Raw genomic sequence first — 13343 nt, forward strand, 5'->3', positions numbered from 1 at the left:
AGGGCGTGCGGCATCGTAGCGTCGGCCTCGCCGCACCGAACTACCAGCGCTAGTTAACGCCGCCGGAGGCCCAGATGCCGCTGCCCCCCTTCGACCCCGCCGATCCCCTCGGCATCGACGACCTGCTCACCCCGGAGGACCGCGCGGTCCGCGACACGGTCCGCGACTGGGCGGCGGACCGCGTCCTGCCGCACATCGCGGAGTGGTACGAGAGCGGTGAACTCCCCGCCGTACGGGAGCTGGCCCGCGAACTGGGCGCGCTCGGCGCGCTCGGCATGTCCCTCACGGGCTACGGCTGCGCGGGTGCCAGCGCCGTCCAGTACGGCCTCGCCTGCCTGGAGCTGGAGGCCGCCGACTCCGGCATCCGCTCGCTGGTCTCCGTACAGGGCTCCCTCGCGATGTACGCGATCTGGAAGTACGGCTCGCAGGAGCAGAAGGAGCGCTGGCTGCCGGGGATGGCGGCGGGCGAGATCATCGGCTGCTTCGGGCTCACCGAGCCCGACCACGGCTCCGACCCGGCGTCGATGCGCACGTACGCCAAGAGGGACGGGACGGACTGGGTCCTCACCGGCCGCAAGATGTGGATCACCAACGGGTCGGTCGCGGGCGTCGCCGTGGTGTGGGCGCGGACCGACGACGGCATCCGCGGCTTCGCCGTGCCCACGGACGCGCCCGGGTTCTCCGCGCCGGAGATCAAGCACAAGTGGTCGCTGCGGGCCAGCGTCACCAGCGAACTCGTCCTGGACGAGGTGCGGCTGCCCGCCGACGCGGTGCTGCCCGGGGTGACCGGCCTCAAGGGGCCGCTCGGCTGTCTGACGCACGCCCGCTACGGCATCGTCTGGGGCGCGATGGGCGCGGCCCGCGCCAGCTTCGAGGCGGCCGTGGACTACGCGAAGTCCCGCGAGCAGTTCGGCAGGCCCATCGGCGGCTTCCAGCTCACCCAGGCCAAGCTCGCCGACATGGCGGTCGAACTGCACAAGGGGGTCCTGCTCGCGCACCACCTCGGGCAGCGCATGGACGCGGGGACGCTGCGGCCCGAGCAGGTCAGCTTCGGGAAGCTCAACAACGTACGGGAGGCGATCGAGATCTGCCGCACCTCGCGCACCGTCCTCGGCGCGAACGGGATCTCCCTGGAGTACCCGGTGATGCGGCACGCGACGAACCTCGAATCGGTGCTCACCTACGAGGGCACCGTCGAGATGCACCAGCTCGTGCTGGGCAAGGCGCTCACCGGTCTGGACGCGTTCCGGTGAGGCCCCGCCTCAGCTCTGGTTGAAGAAGCCGTCGGCGCGGCGGCCGGGGCCCTCCCCGCTGACGATCTCCGTGTGCGCGGGGGTCAGCAGGAAGACCCGGTGCGCCACCCGGTCGATGGACCCGCGCAGACCGAAGACCAGACCGGCAGCGAAGTCCACGACGCGCTTGGCGTCGCCCGCCTCCATGGCCGTGAGGTTCACGATGACCGGCACGCCGTCCCGGAACAGCTCGCCGATGCCGCGGGCGTCACGGAAGCTGTCCGGCGTGACCGTGCCGATCCGGGCACCCTTCTCCTCGGCCGTGTCCGACGCCACCTTCACCCGCGGGTCCGTGACCCAGGCTTCGGCGGCCTCGGGGCCCTCGGCCCCGTCGTCCTCGTAGCCGTCGTAGTAGCGCTCGTCGTTGTTGTCGTCGACGAGGCCCAGCCACGCGCTCGCCTTGCGCACCGATCCCATGGATGCCTCCTCTCGCAGCGGTTTCCCTGAGTTCCGCTTCCCCTATGGTCGTCCATGATGCGGATGGTGCGCCAAGGGGATAGCCGCCGCGCGGGGGTTTCGTGACGGTACTGGTGCACAGTCGGCGGGCCGACGCGCGGGGTGCCGCAAGGGGATTGGTGCGCACGGCTGCTGACGGAGAGTGAAATATGATTCTTCACGGCGTATGGGTGACGGACGGTGCGTCCGGGTGAACGTTCCGCTGGTTACGATGCTCGCGTCCGGCCGGAAGGCCGCACACGGCAGTACGCGGAAGACAGCACACGGACGCCGTCAAGGTGTCGTCAAAAGAGCGTCAGCAGGCATCGCGGTCACGTTTCTTGGTCAGGTAGCGCGTTCGCCGGACGCACGGGGGAGTCGTCTTGTTCGGAATCGTCAGGCCCTGCAGCCACCGTCTCGGCGAGGGGCTCAAGGCCCAGTGGATGGCGCACCTGTGCGGGCTCTGCCTCGCGCTGCGGGGCGACCACGGCCAGTTCGCGCGCGTCGTGACCAACTACGACGGGCTCATCATCTCGGTCCTGACGGAGGCTCAGGCCGAGCGGTCCACGGGGTGGCGGCGCACCGCGGGCCCCTGTCCGCTGCGCGGCATGCGCACCGCGTCCGTCGCCCAGGGGGAGGGCGCCCGGCTCGCCGCCGCCGTCTCGCTGGTGCTCGCCTCCGCGAAGGTCCGCGACCACGTCGTGGACGGCGACGGGCTGCTCGCGCGCGGGCCGGTGGCCGCCGCGGCCCGCAGGGTCGCCGTGCGCTGGGACCGGGCGGGCGCCCGCACCGGCGCCGACGTCGGCTTCGACACGGCGGTCCTGGTCGACGCCGTCGAACGGCAGGAGGGCGTCGAGGCCCTGGCGGGCCCCGGCACCTCGCTGCTCACCGTCACCGAGCCGACCGAGACCGCGACCGCCGCGGCCTTCGCACACACCGCGCACCTCGCGGGCCGCCCCGGCAACGCGGAGCCGCTGGCCGAGGCCGGGCGGCTCTTCGGCAGGCTCGCGCACCTGCTCGACGCCGTGGAGGACCGCAGGGCGGACGCCGAGGCCGGTGCCTGGAACCCGATCACGGCCACCGGCACCCCGGCCGCCGAGGCCCGGCGGCTCGCCGACGACGCGCTGCACGGCATCCGGCTCGCCCTGGACGAGGTGGAGTTCACCGACGCCAAGCTCGCGCACTTCCTGCTCGTGCACGAGCTGCGGCGCTCGGTGGACCGCGTCTTCGGCACCAGCTCCTGCGGGCACGCCCCGCACGAGGTGCGCGGCGCGGGCGGCCCCGGGGCCGCCGCCCAGGACGGCTCGGGCTCGTGGGGCTCCGGGTCCTACGGGGGCGGCTCCTCCAACGGCTCGTCGTACGGGGCGGGGAACTACGGCGCGGGCGACTACGGCGCCGGGAACTACGGGGGCGCGGCGTACGGCGGCGGGGGCCACGGCGGGGGAACTACGGCGGCTCCGGCGGCTGGGGCGGCGAGCCGTCGAAGCCGCGGCGCGGCTTCTGGGCCGGGTGCGCCGTCGCGATCGGCCTGTGCTGCACCTGCCAGCTCTGCTGCGCCAAGGAGTACGAGGGCCCCTGGTCCCGGAAGAAGCGCAAGGGCGCCTGCCGGGACTGCGACTGCTGCGACTGCTGTGAGTGCTGCTCGTGCGACTGCTAGCCGACGGGCCGGGGGTGTGACGCCGTGTCAGTCCTTGATCTCCGGCGGTGAGATCCGGGACTCGGGGATCGCCGACCCGGTCGTCCCCCACTTGGTGAGGATGCGCCGGTACGTCCCGTCCTTGATGAGCTGATTGACCGCCGCCTGGAACGCGGGCGCCAGCTTGGTGCCCTTCTTGAACGCGAAGCCCACGTCCAGGCGGTGGAACTCGCCGAGGAACTTCAGGCCGGGCTGCTGCTTCACCGCGTACCGCAGGCCGTTGATGGTCGACATCACCACGTCCGCGCGGCCCTGCTGGAGCGCGCCCCAGATCGCGCCCTGCTCGGTGTACGTCCTGACGCTGTACGGCTTCTTGCCCGCGTCCGCGCACACGTGCTTGTTGTCCTCCAGGGTCACCTCGAAGGTGGTGCCCGCGCCGGTCGCCACGTTCAGGCCGCAGAGCTGGCGGAAGTCGGTGACCTTCTTCAGGTCGCTGTCGTCGCGGACGGCGAAGCCCTGGCCGTCGTTGATGTAGGTGACGAAGTCGATGGTCTTGCGGCGTTCCTCGGTCACGCCGAAGTTGCCGGTGCCGAGGTCGTACTTGCCGCTGCCGAGGGACGGCAGGATCGCCTCGAAGCTGGCGGTCTCGCGCTTCAGGCGCAGGCCGAGGACCTTGGCGACGGCCTCGGCGATGTCGATGTCCTGGCCGACGACCGTCTTGCCGTCCTCCAGGTAGGCGGAGCTCGGCGGGGTGCCGCCGACGCTGCTGGCGATCCTGAGGGTGCCGCGCTTGCGTACGTCGGGCGGCAGCAGCGCCGCCGCCTTCGCGTTCTTCTTGACGGACGACACCACGTCCGTGGTGGGGAGCTTGCCGCTCTTGCCCGCGGGCGCGGCGCCCGCGGCGGTGTCGGCGGTGTCGCCGGAGCCGCACGCGGTGAGCGTGAGCGCGGCGGCGGTGATCAGGACGAAGGCGGACACGGCGGACCGGGGCGTGCGCATGGCGTGGGGTTCTCCGGGATCTGGGCAGGCGGGGGCGCCGAAGGGGCGGGCGGGGCGACAAGGGGAGGAGAGGGGAGGCGAGGGGAGGGGTGTGGCCGCGTGCGGGGAGGCGTGTGAAGGCGAGGCGACGGCGCGTGAGCGCAGGGGAGTTACGGCGGAACGGGAGTGCCGGAGAGGGTGAGACGACCGGTCCGCATGATGAGATGAACGGCCAGGAGGCCTGGGGCGCGGCAGGGCGGTCGGCTCAGGAGCGCATCAACAAGACGCCGACCACACACGACCGAAGTCGATGTGGGAGCGCGTGACCAGCCACTGCTGCGGATGCATGGGCATAAGTGGAACAGGCATTCGGGAGTGCGTCAACTGCGTTGAGACGTACGGCTCATATTCTGGACAGAACCGTGGGACGGCTCCTGGGGCGGCCTTGACAGCGGGCGCGACGTGCCACGTAGTCTCGGTGGGCGGACCCGTGCTGAGGGGCTCGGTCCGCGCGGGCCGGTCGGCCCACCGTGGCCCGCGTGCCGCGCGCGGCGTGTGTGAAGGCGCCATCCGCACCATCGGAGCCTTCGCATGTCATCCGACGCCGTCGCCAAGGTGGCCGTCCACCGGCCCGACCCTCCCAGAGACCCCCGCCCCGCCGAGGGCGCCGAAGCGGGGGCGCCCCGCATCGTGCCCCGGCGCCACCTCGGCCAGTGGGCGGCCGCCGCCGTGGTCCTCGTGGCCCTCGCCCTCGCCGCGCGCTCCGTCGCCCGCAACGACGCGTTCCAGTGGAGCGTCGTCGCCGACTACTTCACCACCGCGTCCGTGCTGCGCGGACTGTGGCTCACGCTGTGGCTGACCGGCGCCGTGATGGCGCTCGGCTTCGCCCTCGGCACCCTGCTGGCCCTCGGCCGCCTCTCCGCCAACCCCGTCCTGCGATCGGTCAGTTGGGGCTACGTCTGGTTCTTCCGGTCCATGCCGATCCTGGTGCAGCTGCTCTTCTGGTTCAACATCGGCGCGCTCTACCCGTCGCTGTTCGGCGTCAAGACCGTGGACCTGCTCGGGCCCGTCACCATCGCCGTCATCGGGCTCACCCTGCACGAGGCCGCGTACGCCGCCGAGGTCGTGCGCGGCGGCATCCTCTCCGTCGACCGGGGCCAGGTCGAGGCCGCGCAGTCGCTCGGGCTCGGCCGCTGGCGGCGCTTCAGGAGAATCGTTCTCCCGCAGGCCATGCGCGCCATCGTGCCCCCGGCCGGGAACATGCTCATCGGCACCCTCAAGGGCACCTCGATCGTCAGCGTCATCGCCGTACAGGACCTGCTGTACTCCGTGCAGCTGGTGTACCACCGCACCTATCAGGTCATCCCGCTGCTGCTCGTCGCCACGATCTGGTACGTCGTGGTCACCTCGGTGCTCAGCGTCGGCCAGTACTACGTGGAGCGGCACTACGCGCGCGGCTCGGAGCGGGCGCGATGAGCGCGTCCGCGGCGGCGCCCGCGCTGGTCATCGTCGGCGCGGGACCGCGCGCCACCGGCATCATCGAGCGGATCGCCGCCAACGCGCCCGCCCTGTACGCCGACGGGCGCCTCGACATCCACCTCGTCGACCCCTACCCGCCGGGCCCCGGCCGGATCTGGCGGCAGGAGCAGTCGCCGCTGCTGTGGATGAACTCCCACGCGCAGGACGTCACCCTGTTCACCGACGACACCGTGGAGGTCGCCGGACCCGTCCTGCCGGGGCCCGCGCTGCACGAGTGGGCCGACGTCGACGGCCAGGAGTTCGCCGACCGGCAGACCCAGGGCGCCTATCTGCGCTGGGTGTACGAGCGGTCGGTGGCCGCTCTGCCGCCGGGCATCGCCGTCCACCACCACCCCTGCCGCGCCGTGCGCCTGACCGGGCCCCGCGCCGGGCGCCAGCGGGTCTGGCTGGAGGGCCGCACCACCCCCCTCCTCGCCGACCTGGTGATCCTCGCCCAGGGCCACCTCGACGCCGAACTCGACGACGAGCAAGAGGAGTTGGCCCGCTACGCCCGCCGCCACGACCTGGTCCACCTGCCGCCGGACTTCACCGCCGACAGCGACCTGAGCGCCCTCGAAGGCGGCGCGCCCGTCGTCGTACGCGGCTTCGGGCTCGCCTTCGTCGACCTGATGGTCCTCCTGACGGAGGGCCGGGGCGGGCGCTACGACGGCGACACCTATCTGCCGTCCGGGCGCGAGCCGATCCTGTACGTGGGCTCCCGGCGCGGCGTGCCCTACCACTCCAAGCTCGGCTACACCTGGGACGGCGGCGAACGGCCCCCGCTGCCCCGCTACCTGGGGCCCGCGCAGATCGACGAACTGCTCGCCCGCCCCGACGGCTTCGACTTCCGGCGCGACGTGTGGCCGCTGGTCGACAAGGAGCTGGGCTTCGCCCACTACCACCGCCTGTTCACCGCCCACCCCGAGCGCACCACCGTCGCCTGGGCGGACTTCGACGAGAAGTACGCGGCCTGCGCGCCCGGCAGCCCCGAGCTGCACGCCCTGGTCAGCTCCGCCGTGCCCGACCCCGCCGACCGCCTCGACCTCACTGCCCTCGACCACCCCCTGGACGGCGTCCGGTACGCCTCCTTCGACCAGCTCCAGGACGGCCTGCGCGCCTACATCAGCGCCGACCTCGCCCGCCGCCACGACCCCGCGCACAGCCCCGACCTCGCCGTGTTCCTCGGACTCCTGTCCGTCTACGGCCAGTTGGTGCGCCTCGGCGACATCGGGCCCTGGTGGCACGGCTACTTCAGCTACCTCGCCTCCGGGCCGCCCGGCCCTCGGCTGCGGCAGCTGCTCGCCCTGTCCCGGGCCGGGATCGTCCGGTTCCTCGGCGCTGACCTGACCGTGGAGGGCCGCGACGGAGCGTTCCGGGCCACCAGCGCCTCCGTACCCGGCCACCACGTCACCGCCCGCGCCCTGGTCGAGGCCCGGCTCCCGCAGCCCACGCTCGCCCGCACCCGCGACCCGCTGCTTCGCGCCCTGCACGACGAGGGCGTCGCCGAGACCCCCGACGGGCTGCTGGCCGTCGACCCCGCCGACGGCCGGATCCGGGACCGCGCGGGCACCCCGCACCCGCGCCGCTTCGCCCTCGGCCCGCACACCGACGCGCGCGGCGCCGGGGCCTTCACCCGGCCGCGCACCAACAGCCCGTCCTTCCGGCAGAACGACGCCACCGCCCGCGCGGTCCTCACCTTCCTGGCCGGGGCGCCGCGATGAGCGCCGCACGGGCGCCCGGCCCCTTACCCACCAGCCGCACAGACCCCACGCACACGAGAGAGGTGCACCCCCACATGTCCGCCACCACGCCCCCCAGCGGGCGCGGCCCGCTGCACATCGCCGCCGCCGTCGACCAGGCGGGCGCCACCACGGCCGCCCCGTACATCCAGCTCGCGCGGCTCGCCGAGCGCGGCGCCCTGGACTTCGTGACGCTCGGCGACTCCTTCGCGCGCACCGGGCTCGACGCGCTCGCCGTGCTCGCCCGCGTCGCGCCCGACACCGGCCGCGTCGGCCTGGTGCCGACCGTGACCACCACGCACACCGAGCCCTTCCACGTCCAGGCCGCCGTGGCCACGCTCGACTGGGTCAGCCACGGGCGGGCCGGATGGGCGGTCGACGTGTCGACGACCGCCGCCGAGGCCAAGCTGTTCGGGCGCCGCCGGGCCGCGTCGCGCGACGAGCTGTGGCGCGAGGCCGGTGAGGTGGCCGACGTCGCCCGGCGCCTGTGGGACAGCTGGGAGGACGACGCCGAGATCCGGGACGTCGCCACCGGCCGCTTCATCGACCGCGACAAGCTGCACTACGTCGACTTCCAGGGCGCCGCCTTCTCCGTGCGCGGCCCCTCGATCGTGCCGCGCCCGCCGCAGGGCCACCCGGTGATCGTCGTCGACGCCACCGCCGAACACGCCCGCGCCACCGCCGCACGCCACGCCGACGTCGCCCTCGTACGGGCCGCGAGCCCCGCCCAGGCCGACGCCGCGCGCGCCGAACTGCGCCGCAGGGCCGCCGCCGTCGGCCGGGACCCGGGCGAGCTGCGGGTGCTCGCCGCGCTCGTCGTGGACCTCGGCGACGGCGAGCAGGCCGCGCAGCCCGGACACGGCGGCGGCCCGCTGCCCACCGCCGCCGGGCCCCTGTACCGCGGCGGGCCCGTGGACCTCGCCGAACTCATCGCCACCTGGCACGAGGCGGGCGCCGTCGACGGCTTCCACCTCACGCCCGTCGAGCCGCGCCGCGACCTGGAGCGCCTGGTCAACGGCACCGTCGCCCTGCTCCAGCACCGCGGCCTGTTCCGCACCTTCTACCCCGGCGCCACGCTCCGCGAGCACCTGGGCCTGGCCCGGCCCGCCAACCGCTACGCCGCCGCCACCGTGGGGAGCCCGTCATGACATCGCGCACCCAGGGCAAGAAGCAGATCCACCTCGCCGCCCACTTCCCCGGCGTCAACAACACCACCGTCTGGGCCGATCCCCGCTCGGGCTCGCAGATCGAGTTCTCCTCCTTCGTGCACCTGGCGCGCACCGCCGAGCGCGGCCTGTTCGACTTCTTCTTCCTCGCCGAGGGGCTCAGGCTGCGCGAGCACAAGGGCCGCATCCACGACCTGGACGTCGTCGGACGGCCCGAGTCGATCACCGTCCTGAACGCGCTCGCCGCCGTCACCGACCGGCTCGGCCTGGCCGCCACCGTCAACGCCACCTTCAACGAGCCCTACGACCTCGCCCGCAGGCTGGCGTCGCTCGACCACCTCAGCGGCGGGCGCGCCGCCTGGAACGTCGTCACCTCCTCGGACGCCTTCACCGGCGAGAACTTCCGGCGCGGGGGCTTCCTCGACCACGCCGACCGCTACACCCGCGCCGCCGAGTTCGTCGCCACCGCCCGCGAACTGTGGGACTCCTGGGCGCCGGGCGGCGGGCCGCGGCCGTTCGCGCACCGCGGGCAGCACTTCGACATCGCGGGGGAGTTCGGCGTGCCCCGCTCGCCGCAGGGCCACCCCGTCGTCATCCAGGCCGGGGACTCCGCCGAGGGCCGGGGCTTCGCCGCGGCCGCCGCCGACGTGATCTTCACCCGGCACGGCACCCTGGAGGCGGGCCGGGAGTTCTACGCCGACGTCAAGGGCCGCCTCGCGGCGCACGGGCGGCGCCCGGAGGACCTGAAGATCATGCCGGGGGCGACCTTCGTGCTCGGCGACACCGCCGCCGAGGCCCAGGAGCGCGCCATCGAGATCCGCCGCCAGCAGGTCTCCCCGCAGAACGCGATCCTCGCCGCGGAGCAGGTGTGGGGCGTCGACCTGTCGGCGTACGACCCCGACGGGCCGCTGCCCGACATCGACCCGGACCCGGACTCCAAGCTGGTGCAGGGCCGCGTCCGGGTCGGCGACCCCTTCGCCGTCGCCGAGAAGTGGCGGGCCCTGTCCCGCGCCAAGGGCCTGTCCCTGCACCAGACCGTCATCGAGACCACCGCGCGGCAGTCGTTCATCGGCACGCCCGCCGCCGTCGCCGAGCAGCTCGACACGTTCGTCCAGCAGGACGCGGCCGACGGCTTCATCCTCATCCCGCATCTGACGCCGGGCGGGCTCGACGAGTTCGTCGAACGGGTGGTGCCGCTGCTCCAGGAGCGCGGCGCGTTCCGCACGGAATACCAGGGCGCGACCCTGCGCTCACACCTCGGGCTGCCCGAGCCCGAACGGAAGGGTTGATCACCATGAGCACCACCGAAGGCACCGCCAGCTCCACCGAAGGCACCGCCAGCTCCGGCGGCACCTCCAGCGCGGGCGCGCAGGCGCTCGACCAGGCGCGGCAGGACTGGAAGCAGTGGCACGAGGACCGCACGGCGGCCGTGTCCGCGCCCTACGGCCCGCTGTCCCTCACCGGCACCCACTGGCTCTCCGACCACCCGGACGGGCGGCTTCCGGGGCTGCCGGGGCACTGGGCGGAGGACGGCGACGCGGTCGTCCTGACCGCCACCGCAGAGGACGGCCTCACCCTCGACGGGCAGGCGCTCACCGGCACGGCCCGGCTGACCCCGGACGCGGGCCCGGTCACCGCGGCCAGGGTCGCGGCGGGCGACCGGCGCCTGGTGGTGCTGCGCCGCGAAGGGCTGTGGGCGGTACGGGACTTCGACCCGGACGCGCCGACGCGCCGCGCCTTCCCGGGCATCGAGGCCACCGCGTACGACCCGCGCTTCACCGTCGAGGGCCGCTTCACCCCGTACGCCGAGGACCGTACCGTCCAGGTCGCCAACGCGGACGGCGTGGAGCGCGGGCTCGGGCTCGGCGGCGAGGTGGCCTTCCGGCTCGACGGGCGGGACCACACCCTGAAGGTGAGCGTCGAGGGCGACGGTTCGCTGTGGGCCGTCTTCGCCGACGCCACCAGCGGCACCTCCAGCCACCGCTTCCGCTTCCTGCGGCCCGAGGCGCCCGACGCCGACGGCCGCGTGACGGTCGACTTCAACCGCGCGCTGCTGCCGCCGTGCGCGTTCGCCGACCACTTCCTGTGCCCGTTCCCGCCGCCCGGCAACACGCTCGGCGTCGAGATCGCGGCGGGGGAGCGGAACCTGCTGGGCCGCTGACGCGGCAGGGGGGCGGGCGCCGCTGGGCCGGTGTGCCGCTGGGCCGGTGTCGTTGGGCCGGTGTCGTTGGGCCGGTGTCGTCGGGCCGGTGTCGTCGGGCCGGTGTCGTCGGGCCGGTGTGCCGCCGGGCTCCCCTCAGGGGCCGGGCCGTCGGCGACCGGCATTCGGCCAGCACGACGGAAACCGGCCCCTTGTGCGGTGCCACGGGGGCCCCGATACTCCCGTGCAGCGCTTGTCAGGGGGCACGCGCACCACCAGTTCGCCCGCGCCCTTTGGCCGCGCCTCACGGGCCTCATCCCACAGGGGCCCCCTGACTTCCCCTCGGGAGGAACCAGCAGTGAGGATCAAGCGCACCACCCCCCGCAGCGGCATATCGAGACACTCCCGCACCCTCGCCGTCGCCACCGGCCTCGTGGCCGCCGTCGCGCTCGCCGTGCCCGCCGCCAGCGCGGGCGAGGCGCGGGCCTACAGCGCCGCCGAACTCGCGGCAGCCAGCGACGCCGTGCTCACCGCCGACGTGGCGGGCACCGCCTGGGGCGTCGACGCCAGGTCCGGGCAGGTCGTCGTCACCGTCGACAGCACCGTCTCGCGCGCCGAGGTCGCCGAGCTGAGGCAGGCGGCGGGCGCCAACGCGGGCGCCCTGAAGATCGAGCGCACGTCCGGGACGTTCCGGAAGTACATCTCCGGCGGCGACGCCACGTACGCCGACAGCTGGCGCTGCTCGCTCGGCTTCAACGTGCGCAACGGCAGCACCTACTACTTCCTCACCGCCGGGCACTGCACCGACGGCGCGGGCACCTGGTGGGCCAACTCCTCGAAGACCACCGTGCTCGGCACCACCCACGGCTCCAGCTTCCCCGGCAACGACTACGGCATCGTGCGCTACACCAACAGCTCGATCGCCAAGGACGGCACCGTCGGCGGCCAGGACATCACGCGCGCCGCCGACCCCACGGTCGGCCAGAGCGTGACCCGCCGCGGCTCCACCACCGGCACCCACTCCGGCCGCGTGACGGCCCTGAACCAGACCGTCAACTACGGCAGCGGCGACGTCGTGCGCGGTCTGATCAAGACCACCGTGTGCGCCGAGCCCGGCGACAGCGGCGGCCCGCTGTACTCCGGCTCCACGGCGCTCGGCCTGACCTCCGGCGGCAGCGGCAACTGCTCGTCCGGCGGCACCACGTTCTTCCAGCCGGTCACGGAGGCGCTGCGGGCGTACAACGTCAGCGTGTACTGACCGGGTCAGCGCGTGCCGGGCCCCCGTCCGACTCCTGGGCGGGGGCTCGCCCTTGTGGAGGGTGCGCGTTACCTTCGTACGTGCATGCCCTGTTCGCCCCAAGGTGACCTTCGGGGGGCCGTCGTGGTCGAGGAACTGGTGACGGCGGGGGCGTTCGTCGCGTCCGCCGGTGCGGTCTGTCTGGTGGCGGCGGCGCGCGTCGTCAAGCAGTACGAGCGCGGGGTGGTCTTCCGCCTCGGGCGGCTCCAGCGGGCGGTGCGCGGGCCGGGGTTCACCCTGGTGGTGCCGTTCGTGGACCGGATGCGCAAGGTGAACATGCAGATCGTGACGATGCCGGTGCCCGCGCAGGAGGGCATCACGCGGGACAACGTCACGGTGCGGGTCGACGCCGTCGTGTACTTCAAGGTGGTGGACGCGGCGGAGGCCGTCGTGCAGGTGGAGGACTACCGGTTCGCGGTGTCGCAGATGGCGCAGACGTCGCTGCGGTCGATCATCGGCAAGAGCGATCTGGACGATCTGCTGTCCAACCGGGAGAAGCTCAACCAGGGCCTGGAGCTGATGATCGACAGCCCGGCCGTCGGCTGGGGCGTGCAGATCGACCGCGTCGAGATCAAGGACGTCTCGCTGCCGGAGACCATGAAGCGCTCCATGGCCCGCCAGGCCGAGGCCGACCGCGAGCGCCGCGCCCGCGTCATCAACGCCGACGCCGAACTCCAGGCCTCGAAAAAGCTCTCCGAGGCCGCCAAGGAGATGTCGGAGCAGCCCGCGGCCCTGCAACTGCGCCTGCTCCAGACCGTCGTGGCCGTCGCCGCCGAGAAGAACTCCACCCTCGTCCTGCCCTTCCCCGTCGAACTCCTCCGCTTCCTCGAACGCGCCCAGGCGAACCAGGCCCCGCAGCCGCAGCCGCCCGAGTCGCAGTCGCCCCAGTCGCAGCCGCCCCGGCCTCAGGAGCCGGACCAACCGCCCCAGCCAGCCCGGCTGGAGGAACTGACCCCCGCGCCCGACCCTGCCCCAGACCCCGCGCCCGACCCCACGGCCGCCCTGCCGCACACCGGAGTCGAGCGTGCGGAGACCACCGGACCGGCGGCCTCCAGCACCCCGAAACCATCGGGAACAGGACAGGACTAGTCCTCACCCGCTGCCCATCACCCCCTCGCGCGCGGTGTTTGCAACGGGGACGC

10 protein-coding genes and 1 pseudogene are annotated in these 13343 nt (G+C 73.5%); 9 read left to right on the forward strand and 2 right to left on the reverse strand.

The window, feature by feature from the left end; genetic code table 11:
* Positions 1–74 precede the first annotated feature (74 nt).
* Positions 75–1253 carry an acyl-CoA dehydrogenase family protein gene (locus ACOBQU_RS30705; RefSeq protein WP_423631525.1) on the forward strand — a complete coding sequence of 393 codons (1179 nt, stop codon included), beginning with the start codon at positions 75–77 and terminating at the stop codon, positions 1251–1253.
* 9 nt (positions 1254–1262) lie between these two features.
* On the opposite strand, the gene ACOBQU_RS30710 is transcribed toward ACOBQU_RS30705, so the two are convergent.
* Entirely contained in the window at positions 1263–1709 is a 447-nt protein-coding gene (locus ACOBQU_RS30710; RefSeq protein ID WP_423631527.1) for a cell division protein SepF, read from the reverse strand.
* 401 nt (positions 1710–2110) lie between these two features.
* Between ACOBQU_RS30710 and ACOBQU_RS30715 the strand changes: the two are divergent.
* A pseudogene (locus ACOBQU_RS30715) lies at positions 2111–3384 on the forward strand (DUF5685 family protein).
* 27 nt (positions 3385–3411) lie between these two features.
* Here the strand turns inward: ACOBQU_RS30715 and ACOBQU_RS30720 are convergent.
* Entirely contained in the window at positions 3412–4362 is a 951-nt protein-coding gene (locus ACOBQU_RS30720) for an ABC transporter substrate-binding protein (RefSeq protein WP_423631529.1), read from the reverse strand.
* Between the two features lie 570 nt (positions 4363–4932).
* Here ACOBQU_RS30720 and ACOBQU_RS30725 point away from each other — a divergent pair.
* The 7 genes from ACOBQU_RS30725 to ACOBQU_RS30755 all read left to right on the forward strand — a co-directional run bounded on the left by ACOBQU_RS30725 (position 4933) and on the right by ACOBQU_RS30755 (position 13290).
* Positions 4933–5817 (forward strand): amino acid ABC transporter permease, encoded by an 885-nt coding sequence (locus ACOBQU_RS30725; protein ID WP_423631531.1) that lies wholly within the window; start codon positions 4933–4935, stop codon positions 5815–5817.
* Positions 5814–7580 carry an FAD/NAD(P)-binding protein gene (locus tag ACOBQU_RS30730; RefSeq protein ID WP_423631533.1) on the forward strand — a complete coding sequence of 589 codons (1767 nt, stop codon included), beginning with the start codon at positions 5814–5816 and terminating at the stop codon, positions 7578–7580. Before ACOBQU_RS30725 ends, ACOBQU_RS30730 begins: the two co-directional genes overlap by 4 nt.
* A gap of 74 nt (positions 7581–7654) precedes the next feature.
* The gene (locus tag ACOBQU_RS30735; protein WP_423631535.1) at positions 7655–8746 is read left to right on the forward strand and encodes an LLM class flavin-dependent oxidoreductase; all 1092 of its coding nucleotides are present in this window, start codon (positions 7655–7657) and stop codon (positions 8744–8746) included.
* Positions 8743–10053 carry an NtaA/DmoA family FMN-dependent monooxygenase gene (locus ACOBQU_RS30740; RefSeq protein WP_423631537.1) on the forward strand — a complete coding sequence of 437 codons (1311 nt, stop codon included), beginning with the start codon at positions 8743–8745 and terminating at the stop codon, positions 10051–10053. Before ACOBQU_RS30735 ends, ACOBQU_RS30740 begins: the two co-directional genes overlap by 4 nt.
* A gap of 5 nt (positions 10054–10058) precedes the next feature.
* Positions 10059–10925, forward strand: a complete 867-nt coding sequence (locus tag ACOBQU_RS30745) for a DUF1684 domain-containing protein (protein WP_423631539.1) — start codon at positions 10059–10061, stop codon at positions 10923–10925.
* 337 nt (positions 10926–11262) lie between these two features.
* A complete protein-coding gene (locus tag ACOBQU_RS30750) occupies positions 11263–12162 on the forward strand; it encodes a S1 family peptidase (protein WP_423631541.1) in 900 nt (299 codons plus the stop codon).
* A gap of 123 nt (positions 12163–12285) precedes the next feature.
* On the forward strand, positions 12286–13290 hold the full coding sequence (locus ACOBQU_RS30755; protein WP_423631543.1) for a slipin family protein: 1005 nt from the start codon (positions 12286–12288) through the stop codon (positions 13288–13290).
* Positions 13291–13343: the final 53 nt, after the last annotated feature.

It is taken from the genome of Streptomyces sp. G45 (assembly GCF_049542095.1).
Classification (GTDB): domain Bacteria; phylum Actinomycetota; class Actinomycetes; order Streptomycetales; family Streptomycetaceae; genus Streptomyces.